21 protein-coding genes are annotated in these 21,231 nt (G+C 68.2%); 6 read left to right on the forward strand and 15 right to left on the reverse strand.

The features are described from left to right. Window positions 1-30 precede the first annotated feature (30 nt). The 8 genes from ACZ3HV_RS16065 to ffh all read right to left on the reverse strand — a co-directional run bounded on the left by ACZ3HV_RS16065 (window position 31) and on the right by ffh (window position 9,211). A complete protein-coding gene (locus tag ACZ3HV_RS16065; RefSeq protein ID WP_465684949.1) occupies window positions 31-669 on the reverse strand; it encodes a LuxR C-terminal-related transcriptional regulator in 639 nt (212 codons plus the stop codon). Then, the gene (locus tag ACZ3HV_RS16070) at window positions 660-1,892 is read right to left on the reverse strand and encodes a sensor histidine kinase (protein WP_465684951.1); all 1,233 of its coding nucleotides are present in this window, start codon (window positions 1,890-1,892) and stop codon (window positions 660-662) included. Before ACZ3HV_RS16070 ends, ACZ3HV_RS16065 begins: the two co-directional genes overlap by 10 nt. Before the next feature lie 61 nt (window positions 1,893-1,953). Beyond that, a complete protein-coding gene (locus tag ACZ3HV_RS16075; protein WP_465684953.1) occupies window positions 1,954-2,808 on the reverse strand; it encodes an N-acetylmuramoyl-L-alanine amidase in 855 nt (284 codons plus the stop codon). Next, window positions 2,805-3,251, reverse strand: coding sequence for a transglycosylase SLT domain-containing protein (locus tag ACZ3HV_RS16080; RefSeq protein ID WP_465684955.1), 447 nt, complete (start codon window positions 3,249-3,251; stop codon window positions 2,805-2,807). Before ACZ3HV_RS16080 ends, ACZ3HV_RS16075 begins: the two co-directional genes overlap by 4 nt. Before the next feature lie 51 nt (window positions 3,252-3,302). After that, window positions 3,303-4,397 (reverse strand): amidohydrolase family protein, encoded by a 1,095-nt coding sequence (locus ACZ3HV_RS16085; protein ID WP_465684957.1) that lies wholly within the window; start codon window positions 4,395-4,397, stop codon window positions 3,303-3,305. 100 nt (window positions 4,398-4,497) lie between these two features. Further along, on the reverse strand, window positions 4,498-5,658 hold the full coding sequence (locus tag ACZ3HV_RS16090) for a lytic transglycosylase domain-containing protein (RefSeq protein WP_465684959.1): 1,161 nt from the start codon (window positions 5,656-5,658) through the stop codon (window positions 4,498-4,500). 345 nt (window positions 5,659-6,003) lie between these two features. Further along, window positions 6,004-7,350: a lytic transglycosylase domain-containing protein gene (locus ACZ3HV_RS16095; RefSeq protein ID WP_465684961.1), complete on the reverse strand. Its 1,347-nt coding sequence runs from the start codon at window positions 7,348-7,350 to the stop codon at window positions 6,004-6,006. A 295-nt stretch (window positions 7,351-7,645) separates the two neighbouring features. Then, a complete protein-coding gene (gene ffh / locus ACZ3HV_RS16100; protein ID WP_465684963.1) occupies window positions 7,646-9,211 on the reverse strand; it encodes a signal recognition particle protein in 1,566 nt (521 codons plus the stop codon). 139 nt (window positions 9,212-9,350) lie between these two features. On the opposite strand from ffh, the gene ACZ3HV_RS16105 reads away from it, so the two are divergent. The 4 genes from ACZ3HV_RS16105 (at window position 9,351) to ACZ3HV_RS16120 (ending at window position 12,002) form a co-directional block, all read left to right on the forward strand. Then, window positions 9,351-9,782: a hypothetical protein gene (locus tag ACZ3HV_RS16105; RefSeq protein WP_465684965.1), complete on the forward strand. Its 432-nt coding sequence runs from the start codon at window positions 9,351-9,353 to the stop codon at window positions 9,780-9,782. Between the two features lie 3 nt (window positions 9,783-9,785). After that, on the forward strand, window positions 9,786-10,790 hold the full coding sequence (locus ACZ3HV_RS16110) for a hypothetical protein (RefSeq protein ID WP_465684967.1): 1,005 nt from the start codon (window positions 9,786-9,788) through the stop codon (window positions 10,788-10,790). A 16-nt stretch (window positions 10,791-10,806) separates the two neighbouring features. Further along, on the forward strand, window positions 10,807-10,959 hold the full coding sequence (locus ACZ3HV_RS16115; RefSeq protein ID WP_465684969.1) for a hypothetical protein: 153 nt from the start codon (window positions 10,807-10,809) through the stop codon (window positions 10,957-10,959). A 302-nt stretch (window positions 10,960-11,261) separates the two neighbouring features. Beyond that, window positions 11,262-12,002, forward strand: coding sequence for an arginase family protein (locus ACZ3HV_RS16120; protein WP_465684971.1), 741 nt, complete (start codon window positions 11,262-11,264; stop codon window positions 12,000-12,002). Here the strand turns inward: ACZ3HV_RS16120 and ACZ3HV_RS16125 are convergent. The 4 genes from ACZ3HV_RS16125 to ACZ3HV_RS16140 are packed head-to-tail and all read right to left on the reverse strand — an operon-like array spanning window position 11,995 to window position 17,019. Next, a complete protein-coding gene (locus tag ACZ3HV_RS16125; protein ID WP_465684973.1) occupies window positions 11,995-13,053 on the reverse strand; it encodes a DUF2332 domain-containing protein in 1,059 nt (352 codons plus the stop codon). The genes ACZ3HV_RS16120 and ACZ3HV_RS16125 overlap by 8 nt on opposite strands. Before the next feature lie 10 nt (window positions 13,054-13,063). Next, the gene (locus ACZ3HV_RS16130) at window positions 13,064-15,331 is read right to left on the reverse strand and encodes a [protein-PII] uridylyltransferase (RefSeq protein ID WP_465684975.1); all 2,268 of its coding nucleotides are present in this window, start codon (window positions 15,329-15,331) and stop codon (window positions 13,064-13,066) included. Further along, window positions 15,332-15,670 (reverse strand): P-II family nitrogen regulator, encoded by a 339-nt coding sequence (locus ACZ3HV_RS16135; protein ID WP_360365058.1) that lies wholly within the window; start codon window positions 15,668-15,670, stop codon window positions 15,332-15,334. It abuts the gene before it with no gap. After that, window positions 15,667-17,019, reverse strand: coding sequence for an ammonium transporter (locus ACZ3HV_RS16140; RefSeq protein WP_465684977.1), 1,353 nt, complete (start codon window positions 17,017-17,019; stop codon window positions 15,667-15,669). Before ACZ3HV_RS16140 ends, ACZ3HV_RS16135 begins: the two co-directional genes overlap by 4 nt. A gap of 290 nt (window positions 17,020-17,309) precedes the next feature. Between ACZ3HV_RS16140 and ACZ3HV_RS16145 the strand changes: the two genes are divergently transcribed. Next, a complete protein-coding gene (locus ACZ3HV_RS16145) occupies window positions 17,310-17,963 on the forward strand; it encodes a TetR/AcrR family transcriptional regulator (protein ID WP_465684979.1) in 654 nt (217 codons plus the stop codon). Here ACZ3HV_RS16145 and ACZ3HV_RS16150 read toward each other — a convergent pair. The 3 genes from ACZ3HV_RS16150 to ACZ3HV_RS16160 are packed head-to-tail and all read right to left on the reverse strand — an operon-like array spanning window position 17,892 to window position 20,568. Continuing rightward, complete coding sequence (locus tag ACZ3HV_RS16150; RefSeq protein ID WP_465684981.1) at window positions 17,892-19,139, reverse strand: hypothetical protein; 1,248 nt, start codon at window positions 19,137-19,139, stop codon at window positions 17,892-17,894. The genes ACZ3HV_RS16145 and ACZ3HV_RS16150 overlap by 72 nt on opposite strands. Next, window positions 19,136-19,594, reverse strand: coding sequence for an RNA polymerase sigma factor (locus ACZ3HV_RS16155; RefSeq protein WP_465684983.1), 459 nt, complete (start codon window positions 19,592-19,594; stop codon window positions 19,136-19,138). The genes ACZ3HV_RS16150 and ACZ3HV_RS16155 overlap by 4 nt, the downstream gene beginning before the upstream one ends. 26 nt (window positions 19,595-19,620) lie before the next feature. Further along, window positions 19,621-20,568, reverse strand: coding sequence for an NAD(P)/FAD-dependent oxidoreductase (locus ACZ3HV_RS16160; protein WP_465684985.1), 948 nt, complete (start codon window positions 20,566-20,568; stop codon window positions 19,621-19,623). 76 nt (window positions 20,569-20,644) lie between these two features. Between ACZ3HV_RS16160 and ACZ3HV_RS16165 the strand changes: the two genes are divergently transcribed. Then, the gene (locus tag ACZ3HV_RS16165) at window positions 20,645-21,220 is read left to right on the forward strand and encodes a helix-turn-helix domain-containing protein (protein ID WP_465684987.1); all 576 of its coding nucleotides are present in this window, start codon (window positions 20,645-20,647) and stop codon (window positions 21,218-21,220) included. Window positions 21,221-21,231 lie beyond the last annotated feature (11 nt).

The following is a 21,231-nucleotide window of genomic DNA, read 5'->3' on the forward strand; positions in this document are numbered from 1 at the left end:
GTGTCCTACTGCGTACGAGCAGTCAAGAGTTCACAAACCAAGGTGCGCGAGGACGGCGAGAACCCGGCGGTGACCGGAGTCGGTCGGCGGCAGGTCGAGCTTGAGGAAGACGTTGCCGACGTGCTTGTGGACGGCTCCTTCGGAGATCACCAGCTTCTCCGCGATCGCCGTGTTGCCGAGTCCCTCCGCCATCAGCGCGAGTACCTCGCGTTCGCGGGGCGTCAGCCGGTCCAGCGGGCTGCTCCGCTTGACCATCAACTGGCTGACCACCTCGGGGTCGAGCACAGTCCCTCCGGCGGCCACCCGGCGTACGGCCTCGAGGAACTCGTCGACCCGGGACACGCGGTCCTTCAACAGGTAACCGACGCCTTCGCTGCCGGCGGCGAGGAGTTCGGCCGCGTAGATCTCCTCGACGTACTGCGAGAACACCAGCACCGGAAGCCCGGGGCGGACCCGGCGTGCCTCGATCGCGGCGCGGAGGCCCTCGTCGGTGAAGGTCGGCGGGAGGCGCACGTCGACGATCGCGATCTCGGGATCGTGCTCGCTCATGACCTTGGCGAAACCGTCGGCGTCGCCGGCCACCGCGACGACGTCGAAGCCGGAGTTGCCGAGCAGCAGACCGAGGCCCTCGGCCAGGATCGGGTTGTCCTCGAGGATCACTACCCGCACGGAAGGATCACCTCGACGGTGGTCGGCCCGCCGATCGGGCTCTGCAGCTCCAAGTGACCGTCGATCGCCTGCACCCGGTGGAGCATGCCATGCAGCCCACTCCCCCGGCCCAGCAGGTCGGACTGCTCGTTGATCCGCGCTCCGCCGATCCCGTCGTCGGTGATGACGAGGCAGAGCTCAGGACCGCGCCGCTCCATCCGTACGTCGACATGCCCGGCGGCGGAGTGCTTGGTGATGTTGGTGAGGGACTCGGCGACGACGAAGTACGCGGCGGCCTCGACCGCGGCCGGGACGTCGCCGAGGTCGCCAAGCCGCAGGTCCACCGGCAGTGGGCAGCGAGCGCAGAGTGCGGAGACCGCGCCGGCCAGACCGCGGTCGGCGAGGATCGGCGGGTACATGGTCCGCAGTACGCCGCGCAGCTCGTTCATGGCCTGCTCTGCGCCGTCACGGGCGTCATCCAGCAGCTTGGCCGCCTTCTCCGGGTCGTCTGCCATGGTCTGCTTGGCGATACCGATCCGCATGGCCAGTGACACCAGCTGTGCCTGAGTGCCGTCGTGCAGATCGCGTTCGATCCGGCGTAGCTCTGCACCGTGCGAGTCCACCGCGCCGGCACGGCTCTTGGTGAGCTCCTCGACCCGCTGCGCGAGTCTGGAGGTCTCCAGCTGCGATTCGGTCGGTGCAAGCAGGCTGAGCGCGGCCTTGGCGTGACCGCGGGCCAGTGCCGGGCCGACCCGCCCCAGGAACCACAGACTCACCCCTACCTGCAGCGGGCCGAGTGTCAGCGCCTCGAACCAGCTGTCGACGTCGAGGCCCATCAGGCTGAAGTTGCCCGGGGCGAGCCACCAGAGCAGCATGCTGAGAATCGCACTCGGCACACCGATCACGGAGATGACCGCGACCAGCAGCTCGGGGATCATCACCAGCGGCATCAGCAGGCACCGCAGACTGCGCCTGAACGACTTGTCCCCGAACAGTGTCGCGACGTCGCCGGGCGCGCGGGGCAATGCCGGCGGCAGCGGCGGCGCTTGTGGCACACCGAGGTACCTCGCGGCGCGGTACCGCTCGCTGTTGGCCAGTTTGACCAGACCGGCCGTGACGCCCGGGATGACCCAGCCGAGTAGCAGGCTGATCGGCAGTGCGGCCAGCAACACGACCGCCTTCAGGTACCGGATCACCAGATACCCAGCGGCTGGGCCACCCCGGGACAGAATCTTCGTCAGCATGCGTCTATCGTGCGGCATCGCGAGCGCCGCAGTCGGTACAGCAGGCTCTACCTTTCAGGCTCTAGCAGTCTGGTACGCCGGGGAGCTTGGCGTTCGGGTCGTCGATGTAGATGTTGGTCATGTAGCCGCCCTGGTCGCGGAGCTTGGACCACCAGCTGTTCGTGGTGCCTTCGGCGGTGACCGGGTCGCCCTGCACCTGACAGGTGACGAAGACCTGGGTCGGGCCGGGCAGCTCCGTGACGATCGAGGCGGTCAGCTTCGGCGCCGAGCGGACCCGGACGCCGCTGCCGTAGGTGGTGAAGTTGTACTCCGGCGGGTTCGGGTCGCTGCCGTTCACCAGTTGCAGGTAGTAGATCCAGTTCCAGTTCGGACCTGGGTCGGTGTGGTCGTTGTTCGGCATCTCGCTGTGGCCCTTGATGTGAGCCCGGTCCTTCGGGATGCCCCGACGGTCGGCGATGTTGCGGGTCAGCGCAGCCGACGAGCGGTACATCGCGTCGGTGAACCACGACGGCTGGTCGACGAAGCCCTCGTGCTCGATGCCGATCGTGTACGGGTTCTCGGTCCGGACGTGCCAGGCGGTGTCCTTCTCGGCGACCATCTGGGTGACCTGGCCGTCGCTGGACCGGATCACGTAGTGCGCGCTGACCTGGGCCGACGGGTTCTTGAACCAGCTGATCGTGCCGGCGTACGAGCCCTGGGTCACGTGGATGACGATGGTGGAGATCGCCTGGGTCCGGCCGACCCGGTAGTTGCTGGTACTGGCCGCGTTCCAGATCGCGCCTGGGTAGTCGACAGCCTGGATCGAGGAATTGGTGCGGGTCCCGAGCGGGGCGACCTTGGCGTAGGCGCCGAGATCCGGGGTGACCTTCTTCGGTGCGGTGATGACGCCGGCGGCGCGGACTCCGGTGCCGATCATCCGGTAGACCTCGTCGGGTACAGCCGGGCGGTCGGGCCGTCGGCAGAGTGCGAGTACTTCGCGATCACGCCGTACCACTTGCCGAGGTTCGATCGATCGGTGAGGCCGGCCTGGTCGGCGTACGAGTCCAGGACGGCGGCCGCGCCGGTGATGTTCGACGCGTTGTCCTTGGCAAGCTTCTCGACGGGCAGGCCGGTGAGCTTGGTTGCCTCGGACATCGTCGCGTTCTGGTTGTTGCTGACCAGGTGCATGACGCCGTAGCCGTTCGCCTGGCTCGGCTGACCGTTGTGGCCGTCGAGATGCGACTCGGCGAATCCGACGCTGACGAGGACCTCACGCGGTACGTCGTACTTCGTGGCGGCGGCCTGGAACGCTGGAGTTTCCCCATGGGGTTCCTTCCCAGGTCTGGTCCGCCGAGGGGCGTCGGCGGTCCCGGGTGTCACGCTAAGGGAAAATCTTCCGTCAAAGCCAGTGTTTGAGTGAATTCTTTCCCATCACCGCTTGAAGACAACGCTGCCACGCAGTGCAATCAGCCTCGGGTGCGTCAGTACGGCGGGATTCGCCCGCGGATCCTCGTCGTACACGACCAGGTCGGCGGGATCACCCGGCTGGAGGTTGCTCGGGGCACCGAGCCACTCGCGGGCACCCCACGAGCCTGCGCTCAGTGCTTCCTCCCCGGACATGCCGATCGTGGTCATGGCCTGGATCTCCTGCGCCACCAGGCCGTGCCCGAGGACACCGCCGGCGTCGGTCCCGGCGTACACGGGTACGCCGGCCTCGTAGGCGTCCCGGAGCCGCTCGAGGCGGCGGTCGTACAGGTCGCGCATGTGGGCTGCGTAGACCGGGAACTTGGCGGCGGCCTGGTCGGCGTACTGCGGGAAGTTCTCCAGCTGGATCAGCGTCGGGACCACCGCGACACCGTGCTCGGCCATCCGGTCGAGCATGTCCGGCAGCAGACCGGTGCCGTGCTCGATGCAGTCGATGCCGGCGGCAAGCAGATCCGGGAGGGCGTGCTCGCCGAAGACGTGGGCGGTGACGCGGGCGCCGAGCTCGTGGGCGCGGGCGATCGCCGCGTTCAGTGCCTCGGCCGGCCAGCAGGAGGTGAGGTCGCCGGCGTCCCGGTCGATCCAGTCGCCGACCAGCTTGACCCAGCCGTCTCCACGGCGCGCCTCCTGCTCGACGTACGCGACCAGCTCGTCCGGCTCGATCTCCCAGCCGTAGTTGCGGATGTACCGCTTCGAGCGAGCGATGTGCCGGCCGGCCCGGATGATCTTCGGCAGGTCCGCACGGTCGTCGATCCAGCGGGTGTCCGACGCCACGCCCGCGTCCCGGACCAGCAGGGCACCGGCATCCCGGTCGGTGATCGCCTGCTGCTCCTGGGTCGCCTCGTCGACGGCGCCGTGCTGGTCGAGGCCGATGTGACAGTGCGCGTCGACCAGGCCGGGCAGGATCCAGCCGCCGGTGTGCACGGTGCTGACATCGGCAGCGGTGGGCCGGTCGACGACCAGCCCACCGCTGAGATGGATCTCCTGCTGCTCACCGGCCGGCAACACCGTGCCGACCAGCCTGAGTACGCCGGGTTCGGTCATACCGCCGACCGTATCCGGCTTCGGCCACGCAGGTCAGCCACTGCTGACGTGAGCCGTCGCTCACGTCAGCCGTTCCTCGCGTCAGCCGCTGATGCTTGCGTCAGCCGTGGGAACCGCCGCCTGGAGTGCAGGTCGACGTCGTCGGGTCGTTGTCGCCGGCGCACGGCGTACCGGACGGGGTGTTCGACGGGGTGCCGGTCGGCGTGTCCGTCGGAGTCGGCGTGGGGGTCGGCGTCGGCGTGGGAGTCGGCGTCTTGGTGGGGGTCTTGGTCGGAGTCTTCGTCGGCGTCTGCGTCGGCCGGGTCGGCTTGTGCGTCGGGGTGTCGATCGGATCCGGCTGCGTCACCTCGCCGACCGGCGTCGACGGCTGCACCGTCGGCGTCGGCGTCGCCCTGGTCGTCGGCGTGGTCTCGTCCGGGACGTCCGGGACCTCGCGCGGGTCGACCTTCCGCTCGGCGTTGCCGGTCGACTTCGGCATCGACAGGCCGCCCTTCTCGTTCGGCACCAGCACTGCGTTCTTGCTGTAGACCCGCATCCACTTCAGCACGGTGGCGACGAAGTCCTTGGAGTGCTGGTACCGCAGCAGGGAGGCAACCAGGTCGCGCGGCTGCTTCAGGTCGTCGCCCTCGGAGCACAGCACCACGGCGACCGTGGTGACGGCGTCGTACACGTTGTTCGGGTTGCGGTAGCCGTCGCCGTTGCCGTCAGCCCCGAACTCGTCCCACACCTGCGGGATGATCTGCATCGGCCCGACCGCGCGGTCCCAGATCAAGTCACCGTCGTACTTGCCCTTGTCGGAGTCGGTGATCCGGCCGTTGCCGCGGCGACCGTTCAGCACCGGGCCGAGGATCTTGCCGCGGGTGGTGCCGGCCACGTCGACCCGGCCGCCGCTGGCGTGGTCGGACTCGACCTTGCCGATCCCGGCCAGCAACGGCCAGGTGAGCCCGCAGTTCGGCCGGACAACGGCGAGGTTCGCGGTGGCGCGGCGGTAGGCGGGGAACACCCCGCGCGGGATGCCGTTGATCGCATTCGGCCGACCGGGCCGGACGACGGAGCGTCCGTCGGTCGCTCCCTGCACGGGCACGTCGGCGCGGGCGGGCTTGTCGGATCCGAGCCGGCCGTCCACCCCGGGACGCTGCGGCACGATCATCGTCAGTTCGTCGAACTCACCGCTGTTCAGTCCGGCCCCAGGCGATGGGGCGACCGGGCTGTCCGCCGCGAGGTTGCCGGAGGCACCGGCTCCGCCCGAGGCGACTGTCACGATGGCCCCGACCAGGAGCGGGGCTGTGCACAGTGAAGCGATGATGATTTTGACCCGACGGTTACCACTACGGGTTAGGCGCATAGTCCCCTCAACGAGCTATACGCCAGAAAGTTACCTCAAGACGACGCAAAGTTACCTGACCCGCCAACACGCCTGAAAACCGGCACCGGACAGGCGTTCCGTGAGCGTGAACGGGCGCCGCGGAAGGGCGCGAACCGCCAGGTAATCTGCCCAGTTACCCGACGCTGAAACCCGGTTACCCGAGTTGGTCCCGTTGCCCGAGTTGGTCTCGCTGCCGCACCTGGTCCCGTTGCCGCACCTGGTCCCGTTGCCGGAGTTGGTTCAGTTGCCGGTCTGGGGTGCCTGACTGGGGGTTGCCGCCGCCGTCCGGGTCGGCTCGGACTCCGGGCCGCTGGCGGTGCAAGGCGTCGGGGTCTCGGTCGGCGTCGGCGTCGGGGTCTCCGTCGGAGTGCCGGTGGGCGTCGGCGTACAGGTCGGCGTCGGCGTGGGAGTCGGCGTCGGAGTGGGCGTCGGCGTCGGAGTGTCCGTGGGCGTCGGAGTCGGCGTCGGCGTCGGCGTCGGAGTAGGCGTGGGGGTCGGCTTCGGCGTCGGAGTCGGTGTGAACGGCGGCTTCGGCGTCGTGGTCGGCGGGGTCGCCTGCGTGTTCGTCGGCTTCGGCGTCGTCGGCTTCGGGGTGGTCGGTGCCGTGGTCGGCGCCGTCGTCGGCTGCGCGGTGGTCGGCACGACGATCGGAGTCGTAGTCGGCGTAGGCGTCGTCGTCTGGCGGGTCGGGTCGTTCGTCCGGTCGACGTTCCCGTTGTCGTCCGGCGTGGCGATCTCGCCCTGGGTGTCCGGGATCGTCACCGTCTGCTTGCTGTACGACTGCATCCACCGCAGCACGGTCGACACATAGTCCATGGAGTGGTTGTAGCGCAGCACCGCCTGCACCAAGCCCTGCGGGTCGGCCAGGTTCGCGCCGCCCGCACAGAGGTAGTCACCGGCCGCCCGAGCCGCATCGAACACGTTGTGCGGGTCCTTGACCCCGTCACCGTTGCCGTCCGCGCCGAACGTCGTCCACGTCCCCGGGATGAACTGCATCGGCCCGACCGCACGGTCCCAGCTGGTGTTGCCGTCGTACACACCCTGGTCGGTGTCCGCGATCGCGGCCATCCCCGGGCCGCCGTCCAGCACCGGACCGAGGATCTTGCCGCGGGTGGTCCCGTTCGGCTCGACCTTGCCGCCGCTGGCGTGCGCGGACTCGACCTTGCCGATGCCGGCCAGCAGCGGCCAGGTCAGGTGGCAGCCGGGCGTCGTCAGCGCGAGATCGTTCGCAGCCTTCTGGTACGCCGCCAGCACCGTGCCCGGGATGCCCGAGGTGTCGCCGGTGATGCCGGGAATCGGCTGCACCGTGCCATCCGTCGTACCCGTGACAGGCACCTGGATCGTCGACTTCTCCTGCGTCGGCAGGCTGCCGTCGGCACCCGGCTGCTTCGGGACGTTGTTGGCCAGGTCGTCGAAGACCGCGTCCTGGCGCGGTGCGGACAGCGCGTGCGCGTCGACGATGAACGTGTTCGAGGTGACACCACCGACGACGAACACGGCGACCATCGCGGTAGGCGGAGCCAAGCACGCACACGTCGCGGACAACTTCCCCCGCCACGTGTCCAGGTTCTTGAACTGCTGCCTCATCGAACCGTCCTCGGCGCATTCCGCAGTGGTGTAACTCTCGGGCGTAGGCACGATCTTAGTCGTCACAGGGTCGTGGACAACCGGTAACGGTGCGCCACTTCATGCAGTAACCGGGTACCCGAGGGCAGTTCCGCCCGACGTCACCGAGAGTTCATCCCCCGGTTTTCACCGTACGCCGACGATGCCCGGACCGGACCAGCCAACCGGATGACAGTTCCGACATCCGGCCGCCGTACGCCGGTCCGATCGGTTCCCGTGGGAAGGTTCGCCCGATCGGGCACCGGCGTACCGCTGGCTACTTGTCGCCGCCCAGCATCTTCTTGAGGTCGTCGGGCAGCTCGAAGTCCCCACCGTTCTGACCGCCGCCGAACGCGGCCGGCAGCTGACCTGGCCGCGGTGCCTGCGGCTGGGGGCTGCCCTGGTTCGCCCGCTTGGCCGGGTTGCCCGAGCCGCGCTTCTTGCCCTTCTTCGCCTGCTGCTTCGCCTTCCGCGCGCCGCCCGCACCCGCACCGGGCATGCCAGGCATCCCGGGCATCCCCGGGATGCCCTTGCCGGAGGCCATCGCGGCCATCATCTTCCGCGCCTCGAAGAACCGCTCGACCAGACCGCTCACCGTGGCGACCTCGGTGCCGGAACCCTTCGCGATCCGGGCCCGGCGGGAGCCGTTGATGATGTTCGGATCGGTTCGCTCGGCCGGCGTCATCGAGTGGATGACCGCCTCGATCCGGTCGATCTCGCGCTCGTCGAAGTTCTCCAGCTGGTCCTTGAACTGGTTCGCGCCGGGCAGCATGCCGAAGATCTTGGTCAGCGGGCCCATCTTGCGGACCGACTGCATCTGGGCGAGGAAGTCGTCCAGCGTGAAGTCCTTGCCACCCTTCTTCTGCAGCTTGGCCGCGGTCTTGGCGGCCTCGTCGGCGTCGAAGGTGCGCTCGGCCTGCTCGATCAGGCTCATCACGTCGCCCATGCCGAGGATGCGCGAAGCCATCCGGTCGGGGTGGAAGACGTCGAAGTCCTCGAGCTTCTCGCCGTTGGAGGCGAACATCACCTGGCGGCCGGTCACCTGCGCGATCGACAGCGCGGCACCACCACGGGCGTCACCGTCGAGCTTGGTCAGCACGACACCGTCGAAACCGACACCGTCCTCGAACGCGCGGGCCGTCGTCACCGCGTCCTGGCCGATCATCGCGTCGACGACGAACAGCACCTCGTCAGGCTGCACCGCGTCGCGGATGTCCGCGGCCTGCTTCATCATGTCCTCGTCGATGCCGAGCCGGCCGGCCGTGTCGACGATCACCACGCTGTGCTGCTTGTCGCGCGCCTCGGTCATCGCCTTGCGGGCGACCTCGACCGGGTCGCCGACGCCGTTGCCCGGCTCGGGCGCGAACACCGGTACGCCGGCCCGCTCGCCGACCACCTGGAGCTGGGTGACCGCGTTCGGCCGCTGGAGGTCGGCGGCGACCAGCATCGGCGTCTGGTGCTGGGTCTCCTTCAGCCACTTGGCCAGCTTCCCGGCCAGGGTGGTCTTACCGGCGCCCTGCAGACCGGCGAGCATGATCACCGTCGGAGGCCGCTTGGCCATCCGCAGCTCACGGGTCTCGCCACCGAGGATGTTGACCAATTCCTCGTTGACGATCTTGATGACCTGCTGCGCCGGGTTCAGCCCGCCGCGCACCTCGGCGCCACTGGCCCGCTCGCGGACCGCCGCGATGAACTCCCGCACCACCGGCAACGCGACATCCGCCTCCAGCAACGCGATCCGGATCTCCCGGGTGGTCGCATCGATGTCGGCATCAGTCAGCTTGCCCTTGCCCCGCAAATTCTTGAAGGCGGTCGAGAGCCGATCGGAAAGCGTGTCGAACACGAGAAACAGTCCGTTTCCTCGAAGCAATGAACCCCCCGAGTCTACCGGCCCCCCAACCTGTGGATAACTCCGGCGGCGGAGGCGCGCATCTCGTTACGGTTGCACCGAGACAGTGACGGACAGCGCACAAGGGACAGGGATGGATATCGCGGAGTTCAACTCGGCCTTCACCGGAGCCAGACGGCGTATCAGGACCGAGCAGGCAGATGTCGGCAAAGAACAGGCGCGGCTACGCGCATTGGTCTCGGACGACGACACCTCCGAGGACCGTGAGTGGGCCCTGAGCTTGATCGAGTCGCTGGCTGTTCCGCCCGCCCCGCCACGGCAATGGAGTGCTCTGTACCACGAAGCCGGTGCGATCCACGCCGATTCGTACCGTACGGGCGACACAGTCGAGGAACGCATCGGCGCTCTACAGGAAGCACGCCGCCGCATCTGGGCGATCGCCGACCGCGCACCCAGGGACGAGGCACCCCACATCAGGGCGATGACCCGCGTGCTGGATCATCTCGAAGCCGAGCTTCGTGAGCCGACTTGGACCGACGACAGCCCTGCCGGCCCAGGAAGCTGACCTGTGAATGCGGGCGACCGGCTGATCCCGCGCGATTCCCCGGTGTACCAAGAGTTCGTGCGCCTGTACCGGATCGCCCGTGCACTTCGGCCGACGCCGGTGGACAGATGGAACGGCGAGCTCTACGCCACCGACGCCTCGGTTTGGGGCAGCGTCAGCCCGACGAGTGGCGCTGTCCGGCTCTCAGGCAGGCTCGTGGTGCCGTACCTGACCGGCACTACCTCGCACCAGCACGCGGTCGAGCAGGCCGAAGCACTCGCCACGGTCCTGCACGAGTCGACTCACGCCGGCATGGAGCTGAAGGCCCTCACCGAGCCGAACGCCATACATTCGAGGCACTCACTCGGCCTGACCGAAGGCGTTGCTGAAGTGCGAGCCATGGAGGACTTCCAGGCCTTCACCTGGCGGACAGGCTATCGAGATGTGGTGCTGCCCAAACCGCAGTACGAAGGTGTCTACGCGGCGACTGACCGACTGCTCGATCAGGCCGGCGGGCCGTTCAGGTCCCGCGAGCAACTCACGGACGAACTCGTCGCCGGACCGGCGGCCATGCATTTCGACCGCCTCGCGAGCGGCGTCGTCCGCAATCGTCTCTGCGACGTGGTTCCGTACGACGAGGACCATGAGCGCGCCGTGCGAGCGGCGCTCATCCGGGCAATGCTTCACGAGGCTTGGCCTGCGCTGCGCGACTATCCCGCGAGCATCGGCGAGCGCGTCGCGGAGGAGATCCGGATGAAGCTGAACTCGACGGTCGATGAGATTCGGCGGCACTATCGGCTCGGTGAGGCGGGGCCGTTCGGCGATGATCCGCGGGTGCGTGGGATCGCGGAGGTCACCGCGCAGCCTGCGCAGGTCGACACTTTGCGGTTCTTGTCTGCGCAGGCGCCGGCCACCGGTGCCGTCGCCCAACGACCACGGCTTGGGCAGGGTGCTCGTCGCACGGGTGCTGGGTCGGGACCCGTCGTACGGGCGCCTACAGCCAGCCGGCCTCCGAGCCTCGAGACCTGACTAGCAGAGGAGAACGATGGATCGTCAGAGCTTTGACGAACAGTTCAGGGCGCGGCAGTGGCTGCTCATCGATCAGGTGATGGATGCGGTCTTCGAGGCTCAGGAGGACGTGTTCGGGTTGATCTCCGAGCTGCCGGCCGAGGACGACCGGCGGACTCCCCTGGAGTGACGAGGTTGCGGAGGACTACCGACCGACAGTCCGGGAGCGGCTCGACCAGAAGCTGTGGATGACCACACGGACCACTGGCAGTGATTGACAGGCCGAGGATGTCTCGAAAGGATCTAACCGATACACGATCGACTACCGGTTAGGAGAGGTTTGTGGGGAAGCGGCGGGTGGTGGTGGATGGGCCTTCAAATTTGGGTTTGCGGGCTCCGGTGGAGGGGGCTGTGCCGGGGTGCTACAAGTTGGCGGGGGCGGTCCGGGATCTGGGGTTTTTGGGGCGGATCGGGGCTGCGGATGCGGGGTGCGTGACGCCGCCTCGGTATGACCGGGCGGGGTGGAAGCCGGGGGACGGCGTGTTCAACGCGGTGGGAATGGCGTCGTACACGGTGAAGTTGGCGGATCGTGTCGGGCGGTTGCTCGACGAGGACAAGTTCGTGGTGTTGCTGGGTGGTGAGTGCAGCAACCTGCTCGGGCCGGCGTTGGCGTTGAAGCGGCGGGGGCGGTACGGCGTCGTCTATCTCGACGGCCACTCGGACTTCCGGACCGTCGACAACTCGCCGTACGTCGGGGCTGCGGGAGGCGAGGCGCTCGCACTGGTGACCGGGCGTGGGCAGGCGGATCTCACCGATCTCGAACAACTGTGCGCGTACGTCAAGGACCCGGATGCGGCGCTGCTCGGGATCCGGGAGGACGACGAGTACGTCGGGGATGTCGAGAAGGCTGGGATTCCGGTGTGGCCGGCTCGTACCATCGCAGCGGATCCAGCACTGGCGGCGGCGCAGACACTCGAGCACCTGGGGCGGGGTGAGCTCGACGGGTTCTGGGTGCATCTGGATGTGGACATTCTCGACGCCGAGGTGATGCCGGCGGTCGACAGTCCCGACCCCGGCGGCATCGATCACGCCCAACTTCGAGCACTGCTCCAGCCCTTGCTGGCGTCGGCGAAATGCGTCGGGATCGACATCGGTATCTTCGACCCCGATCTAGATCCCGACGGTGTTTACGCGGCCGAGCTCACCGACACGCTCGTCGGGTCGTTCAGCTGAACCGGGGATCCCAGACCAGGTCTTGCCCGTGGGGCGCGGCACTCCCGAGGACCCGGAGCTCGCCGCCGGGCCAGGTCTGGACGTCGACGCGGTACTCCCAGCCGTCCGTCCCGCGGCCGTGGGAGAGCGTGTGGTGCGGCTCGAGGCGGAGATGGGCCAACGGGCTGGAGTCGGTCGCCTGCGCACCGAGCTCGTTCAGTCGGTCCTCCACTGCTGTCCGGTCGGTCCGGCGCAGGTACTGCCACATGATCGAGTGCCACACGACGGTGACGTGCCCCTCCGACAGCTCCAGGCCCTGCAGGAACGAGACGGCGTCCTCGCGCCGGATGTCAGCCGGCACCTGCCGTGCGATCGTCAGCGCACCACGCAACCGCTCCAGCCGCTCCGGCATGTCTGGCCAGACGTACGACGTCAACGTGAGCGCACCGTCCGCCGACAACGGGTTCACCGGCGCGATGTCGCATCCCACCCGCTCTGCGATCCGCAGCTCGACAGCTGGCACCGGCCCGGTCCACGCCGGATCGAACACCACCGGACTGTCCGTAGGTCCGTACGACGTCCCGTCGGCGACGTACCGGTAGTGATCGGCCCGCAGGTTCAACCCAGCGCTCGCACCGATCTCGAACAGCCGCACCGGCAGCGGCAGCGCATCGACCAGGTGCAACAGACCGCCGTACAGCGAGGCGGCCCGGCCTACCTCGTTCGTCTGCGGCGGCTGGGTCAGCAGCGATCGGATCTCGCCCGACCGCGACTGCAGCACCTGCTCGAACGCTTCCCACCCGAGCACGGGGTCCCACGACCCGCCCATGCTCGGGTAGAACGCCGCCAGCTCAGGCGCCGAACCGGACAGCACGAGCCCGTGCACAGCAGCCAGCAGCCGCAGTCCGATCGCGTCACCGAACGAACGGTCCTCATAGCCGGCCAGGACCTCGACTGACGAGCCACCGAGCTCGTAGTCGTCCACGATCAGCCGAAGCAGTTCGGCGTACATCGGGGACCCTAGGTCCTCGCAGGCGATCGCTTGGCGCTGGAAGGCTGCTACGACATCCACGTAGCTGAGACTAGAAGGTCAGACGATCGAGAACCGACTTTGCCGTCGTGCGCGCGTCCTCCTCCTCGAGCGGCGAGCCATAGCGATCCGTGAGGTAGAAAACGTCTACACACTCGGCACCCAGCGTGCTGACGTGTGCAGAGCGGATGTCAGCGCCTGTGGACGCTATGGCCGCGGTGACGTCGTACAACAGTCCAGGGCGGTCGTGTGCGCGCACCTGCAGCACAGTGGCTGTCTCCGATGCTCCAGGCAACAGGTCCACCCGGCTGGCGACCCGCTGCTTGACGGCGGACGAGTCACGCGCGGCCAAGCGGCGTACCAGGTCGGTGTCGTCCCGCAGTGCCACCGCGAGCCGGTCACGCAACCGCACCGGGTCAGGCGGCGAGCCAGCGACCGTCCACTGCGAGATCCCCAGCCCTTCAACGGACGTGATGACGGCAGACCGCACTGCGAGCCGCTCGACCGCCAGTACGGCGGCAACAGTCGACAGCGTGCCCACTTGGTCGGGTACGGCGACGTTGACCCGGAGGTCACCGTGATGGTCGGTCACCGTCAGGCCCAGTCGCCCTACGCCGACCACCTGGTGCAACACGGGCACCGGAATAGGCGGAGCCTCGGTCCACATGCCCTCCCCTCCCCCGGATAGCTCACCGCGCACCCGCCGGCACAACTCACCGACCAGCCGGATCCGCCACGGCGACGACGCCGCAGGACCCGCCGCCCGGGCGTCGGCGTACGTGAGCGCCTCCAGAAGATCCAGCGTCTCCGTGTCGCGTACGATGCCCACGACGAGGTCGACAGTCATCGGGTCATCGATGTCCCGACGGGTGGCGACCTGGGCGAGCATCAGGTGCTGCCGGACCAGCAAGGCGATCGTGTCCCCGTCCGCCTCGGCGAAACCGAGGCGCTGAGCCACCTTCCGGGCGATGACCGCACCGGTGACACTGTGGTCGCCGTCGACAGCCTTGCCTAGGTCATGCAGCAGTGCGGCGACGAGCAGCAGGTCAGGCCGCCGTACGTCGCGCACCATCTTCGAAGCCTCGACACACGTCTCCAGCAGATGCCGGTCGACAGTGAAGCGGTGGACCGCCGACTGCGGCGGCCGGAACCGCACTGAGTCCCACTCCGGCAGAATCCGCGTGATGTAGCCGGCCTGGTCCAAGGCCTCCCACACTTCGAGCAGTCCGCTGCCAGCACCCAGCAGGGCGCACAGCAACCGCCGCGCCTCCCCCGGCCAGGGCTCGGGTAGGTCAGCAGCCGAAGAAGCCAACCGTGCACACACCGCAGGCGACAGGACGAGCTCGCGATCGGCGGCGACAGCAGCAGCCCGCACACCCAGTACGGCGTCCCGCTCCGGCCGCGCATCCGGCATCAACACGACTTCGCCCTCGTGCTGACCGACTCCGTCATCGAGTGCCAGCAGCAACGGCCCACCAGACCGCTGCCGGCGCCTGGCGGACCGTCGCGGCTTGGTCATCAGGCTCTCGACGCGCCGCCAGGACACATCGCACACGTGAGCCAGCGTCCGGCCGGTCGAGTACACGTGCCGCAGCAGTTCGTCCCGTCCGGACAGACCGAGCCCGGACGCGACCTCACCGGCCAGGTCTGCGACCAGTCTGTCGGTCGAGCGCCCCGCGACCGTGTGCAGCTCGTCCCGGATGTTCAGCAGGTCCAGTCGGGCCCGCTCCACCACCGGATGCGGTACGTCGACCAACCACGAGGCCACCAACGCCCGCAGTACGACGGCATCCCGCAGACCGCCGTACGCCTCCTTGAGGTCGGGCTCGGCGAGGTGCGCGAGCTCACCGACCGTCGAGGCGCGGTCCCGGCAGGCCTGAGCCAGCCCAGGCAGGCGAGAGCGCGCCGTACGCCGCCAGTCCGCCATCAGCACGGACCGCAGCTGCAGCGTGAGATGTGAGTCCCCCGCGACGTGCCGTGCGTCCAGCAGACCGAGAGCGACCCGGACGTCGTCGGCGGCCGCCTGCCGGGCGTCCGCGATCGTCCGGACACTGTGGTCCAGCTTGGTCCGCGAGTCCCACAGCGGATACCAGATCTGTGCGGCCAGCTCGTCCACCCGTGGGTACCCCTCGACGTGCACGAGCATCACGTCGAGATCGCTGTACGGCGACAGCTCCTCCCGGCCATAGCCGCCAACTGCGACCAGCGCGACGCCCTCGGTAGGTACACCGAGGGCGTCGCAGGCCTTGGAGAGGAGCAGGTACAGCAGCGCGTCGGCCTCCTCGGCCCGGGCGCGCCGCTGTGCTGCCCGATCGATCATCTAGAGCGCGTCTCCGTCGAGCTCGCCGGTCCGCACCCGAACGATGGTCTCCACCGGCGTCACCCAGACCTTGCCGTCGCCGATCTTGCCGGTCTGCGCGGCCTTGACGATCACGTCCACCACGTCCGTGGAGTCACCGTCCTCGACGACCACCTCGAGCCGGACCTTCGGGACCAGGTCCACCTCGTACTCGGCGCCGCGGTAGACCTCGGTGTGGCCCTTCTGCCGACCGTAGCCGCTCGCTTCGGTGACCGTCATCCCGGTGACGCCGAACGTCTCGAGGGCGGCCCGGACGTCCTCCAGCTTGTGCGGCTTGACCACCGCGGTGATCAGCTTCATGCGTTGGCACCTTCCTTCTCGGAAGTCTCGGTGGTCCCATTGTCCGTTCCGGCCGCAGCAGCCGCCGGGCGGGTCGACAGCCCGCCGCGCAGACCAGCCGCACTCAGGAAGTCGTACGCCGTCTCGGCGTGCTCGACCTGGTCGACACCGGTGACCTCGTCGTCCTCCGTGACCCGGAAGCCGATCGTCTTGTCGATGATCTTGCCGAGGATGAAGGCGACCGTGAACGAGTAGACACCGACCACCAGGTTGGCCAGCGCCTGCTTACCCAACTGGGAGGCGCCCCCTCCGTAGAACAGACCGTTCACGGCTGACGGGGCCGCCGCCGTACCGAGGAAGCCGATTGCCAGCGAACCGAACAGACCGCCGACCAGGTGCACGCCGACCACGTCGAGGGAGTCGTCGAAGCCGAACTTGTACTTCAGCGACACCGCGAAGGCGCAGACCGCACCGGCCAGCAGGCCGAGGATGATCGCACCGACCGGGGTGACCGCACCACAGGACGGGGTGATCGCGACCAGACCGGCGATCGCACCGGACGCCATGCCGAGCGTGGTTGCCTTGCCGTGCCGGATCCGCTCGATGATCAGCCAGCCGATCACCGCGGCGGCGGTCGCGGCCTGGGTGTTCACGAAGGTGACCGCGGCGGTGGTGCCGGCGCTGAGCGCGGAGCCGGCGTTGAAGCCGAACCAGCCGAACCACAGCAGACCGGCGCCGAGGATGACCAGCGGCAGGCTGTGCGGCCGCATCGGGTCCTTCTTCCAGCCGATCCGCTTGCCGAGCACGATGGCCAGCGCGAGCGCGGCGGCGCCGGCGTTCACATGCACCGCCGTACCACCGGCGAAGTCGACCGCCTTCAGCTTGTCGCCGATCCAGCCGCCGTCGCCGTCCTGCAGGAACCAGACCGAGTGCGCGACCGGGAAGTACACCAGGAGCGTCCAGCCCACGACGAACGCGATCCAGCCACGGAAGGTGGCCCGGTCGGCGATCGCACCCGAGATCAGCGCCGGCGTGATGATCGCGAACATCAACTGGAACGCGACGAACGCGAGCGTCGGCGTCGAGCCGCTCACCGCGTCCGGCGACATCAGGCCCTTCAGGCCGACCTCCGAGAAGTCACCGACCACGTGTCCGGTGTCGCCGGCGAACGTCAAAGAGTAGCCGACCACCACCCACATGATGGTGACGACGGCGATGGTGATGAAACTCATCATCATCATGTTCAGCACGCTCTTCATGCGCACCATGCCGCCGTAGAAGAAAGCCAGGCCCGGTGTCATCAGCATCACCAGGGCGGCACTTGCCAAGACCCAGGCGGTATCGCCGGCGTTGATCTCCATCAACGTCATCCCTTCCATCGATCCAGGGGGTGGCCGGCGTCCTCAGTCGGGAGAACTCCACAACGCCGGGGAGCCCGCGCTCGGCCACACCGCAAACGGTGTCGGCGCGCCGTTTCAGCCGATCGGTCCGTTTGTTTCAGGCATGTGACAAAGCGGGCTCCCAGGTGACATCGAGGTGACGGCGCCGATATCAGGCGCGTAAGGGCAAGGTGTGACACTCTGGCCTGGACCACACGGGACAGCAGCCGCGCCACTGCCCCCGTCCGAGCCTGGGGCGAGAGATGGAGACCAATCAAGAGGTGAGGCCGCGTCGCGGCCGGCCGAGAGATCCGGACGCCGAGCCGAGGATCCGCCAGTTCGCCATAGAACTGCTGCTGAAGCGGGGATTCGACGGGATGACCGTCGATGACGTCGCCGAAGCGGCAGGTGTCGGCAAGGCGACCATCTACCGGCGCTGGGCCAGCAAGGAACAACTCGCCAACGACGCGATGGCGGAACTGTTCGACCTGGAGATCCCGGATGCCGACACCGGCTCGCTGGCCGGTGATCTGCTCGAGGTCTACCGCTACGCGTTGTTGTTCGTGAACAGTGAAAGGGGGCTTGCACTGATCCGCCTCGCAGTATCGGAGGCGAACCGCGATGAGCGGTCCGCGACGATCTACCGCGATTTCCTGGAGCGCCGGATCGCGCTGACCAGGACCGCGCTGGAGCGCGCCCGGACCCGGGGTGAACCGGTCCGGACGTCCGCGGACCCGGTACTGATGGTCGAGTGGCTCGCCGGAGTGTTCATCATCCGCACCTTGACCGGACAGCCGATGCCGGTACCGGAGGAGGCTGACCGCCTGGTCGAGGTGACCATGCGGGCCATCATGAAGGACGGTTCAGGGTCGGACGCCTGGTCCGATCGCCAAACCGTCCACAGCGAGTTCGGTGACTCGCCGGACTCTGCCTGAGTACAGGTCCCAGGCCAAGACCCAGCCTTGGACCTCCAGCAGCGGAGTGTTGTCGTCGTACCAGCCCAGCACCGAGCAGCAGCCAGGTGCACGGACAGCCTGCCGGTCGGCCGGACCGATCTCCGTTGTCGGCGGTGCGGCGCCGGGCTCCCCCAGCACCAGCAGGCGACTGGGGAGCGTTCGCAGGGTGGAAATCGCCGCGACGACCTGAGGCTGAGAGACCCTCGTCGGCACTTGGGGAAGGTCGTCGGCGACGAAAAGCCGGGCAGCCGCATTGTCCGACGAGAAAGTCTGACCCACCCACCGCCGGACCGGCAGCGCGAGTGCACTGTCCATCATCCATTGGCCGCTGACCAGATAGCGCATCACCGCCCCGGCATCCAGCCGGAAGGGCGCGGTGACGTCCTCCGGGTCGCTGGTGCCGCTGATCTTCACCAGTGCTCCCTCGCCGAAGCCGCCCTCGCCCACGAGCACGCGATAGGCCACACCGGGTCCACTGACGAGAACACGCTGGGCATCTCCCAGCCAGGACACACTCCGAAGGTCCTCGGTCGGTACGTCGTAGTGCGTGACCTCGGCCGTCGACGCGTCGACGGTGACCAGCTCGCCCGGCTGCGGGAAGGCAGCCATGTGCCCGTCGGGAGATACGGTTCCAGGGCTCAACGGCGATCCGTTGGCGATCGCAACCAACTGCACGTCCGCCAGTGACCACGAGGAGTCCGAACCGAGCAGCAGCGGCTCGTAGCCACCACCGCGCTTCACCAGCACCACAGCCGCGATCCGGTCGATCCGCTGGTCCGAGAGCGACCGCACCTTGTCCGGCAGTTGCAGGCGATCACCGAGCGGGGTCTCGAGGCGGTCGAGGAAACGCTCGCTGCCGGGCGGCGGGGCCATCCAGTAGTCGATCCCGGCGATCTGTCCGGCCGGTGCGATGTCACTGGGGTCGGTGGGCGGAGTGGTCGGCGGGACGAAGTCAGCCTTGTTGCCGGAGCTGGCTCCGACCCCGATCGCCGCGACGAGAGCGATGAGGACCACGACCACCAGACCGACCAGGATGCTGCGGCGCCGCCGTCGCCGGGTGGCCACGCCCTCGGCCCAGGCCGCGTCGGCCAGGTCCGGCTCCGGCAGCCGATCCGCGGCCCGCTGGAGCAGCGGCCCGACGTCTTCCGGCCTCACCGCGACTCTCCCGTGCCGGCGTCCCGCCAGTCCCCCGCACCCATCGCCGTCCGGAACCGGCTGAAGGCCGTCATCCCGTGCCCGTGCACAGTCTGATGCGAGAGGCTCAGTAGGTCGGCAACCTCGTATTCGGTGAGCTCCTCGAGATGCAGCAGCACGAACACCGTGCGCTGGGCAGGGCTCAGCTCGCCCAGCGCGATCTTCACCGGGTCGTCTTCGTCCGGGAACGCCTTCGCCCGGTTCCACGGCTTCAGCACGGGCTGATAGAGCACCCGCTGGACGAAGGCGTCGGGATCGTCAACCTTCGTCCAACGCAGCGACAGCCGGGTGAAGGCGCGCAACAGCGCCTCCTCGGCTCGCTCCAAGTCGCCGTACACGAGGTACGCCGTACGGAGCCATCTGCCCTGCCGCGCATCGACATACGAGGCGAAGTCCGGGTCGACCGTGTCGCGCATCCACCCTCCCGCCTCTATTCAACCTCTCAACTACTGCGCGCTGCTACGGCCAATCGCGTCTCTTCGGTGATCAGGTCGAAGTTGATCCCGGCGCCCGTCATCAGGCCGGCGGCCGCGGACGACATCACCTGAGCCATCGGATCGGTCACGTTGCCGGCCGCGAACACGCCGGGCACCTCGGTCGCGCCCCGCGCGTCGACCGGCACGACGGTGCCGATCAGGATGCCGTTGGTCTCTCGGACGACCGTCTCCAGACCCAGGTCGGCCAGGAAGTCCGCCCGTGCCCGCATCGTGGTCTGAATCGCCAGTGCCTGCCGCGGGATGACCTTGCCGCCTTCGAGCCGGACTCCGGTGAGCTTGCCGTTCTCCACCTCGACCTGCTCGACCTTTCCCTCGACTACGGAGATCCCGCGGGCCGCGAGCTCCTCCCACTGGTCGTCGGTCAACTCGGGAGCCGTGTGCAGGAACAGCGTGACGTCGTCACTCAGCTGCCGGAACAGCTGCACCTGATGCAGCGCCATCGCACTGGTCGCCAGTACGCCGATGGCCTGGTCCCGCACCTCCCAGCCGTGACAGTACGGGCAGTGCAACACGTCCTTCCCCCACCGCTCGGCCAGTCCGGGTACGTCGGGCAGCACGTCGGCCAGTCCGGTCGTCACCAGCAGTCTCCGGCCCCGGTACGCCGTACCGTCCGCGAGCTCGACCGTGAAACCGTCGGAGTCCCGGCCGGCCGTGGTCACGGTGCCCGTGACGATCTCCCCGCCGTACCCTGCGACCTCCTGGCGGCCGAGCACGTACAGCTCGCCCGGTGGCACACCATCGCGGGTCAGGAAGTTGTGGACGCCCTCCGCGGGCGCGTTGCGCGGCGTTCCGTCGTCCACTACCAGCACCGAGCGTCGCGACCGGGCCAGCGCCATCGCTCCACTCAGCCCGGCGGCGCCCCCGCCGATCACGATCACGTCGTACTTCGTCATCTCCGGTTCCTCTCTGTTGCTTCGAGGATTCGTGATGATTCTCGTTTTCGACAACCTTCTTTGCCACAATGGCAACATGGAAACGTTCGACGAGGTTCTCGAAGGGGTCGGCCCACGCTTGCGCACACTGCGCGTCGAGCGCGGGACGACGCTGGCCCAGCTGTCCGAGTCGACCGGGATCTCGGTGAGCACACTGTCGCGGCTGGAGTCAGGTCAGCGGCGGCCGACGCTCGAGCTGCTTCTGCCGCTGGCCCGCGCCCATCAGGTTCAGCTGGATGAACTGGTGGACGCGCCGCCGACCGGCGACCCGCGGATCTACGCCAAGCCGATCAAGCGCCACGGCACCGTGCACATCCCGCTGACCAGGCGTCCGGGTGGGCTGCAGGCGTTCAAGCAGATCCTCCCGGAGGGCTACCCCGGCAATGACGTAGCGCAGAAGACGCACGAGGGGTACGACTGGATCTATGTGCTGTCCGGACAGGTCCGCCTCAGGCTCGGCGACCAGGATTTCATCCTGAAGGAAGGCGAGGTGGCAGAGTTCGACACCCGGGTGCCGCACTGGTTCGGAAACCCCGGTCCGGGAGCAACCGAGGTGCTGTGCCTGTACGGGCCGCAGGGTGAACGGATGCACGTCCGGGCCCGCACCCGCTAGCAAGTAGGCTG

This window comes from Kribbella sp. NPDC020701 (genome assembly GCF_055562215.1).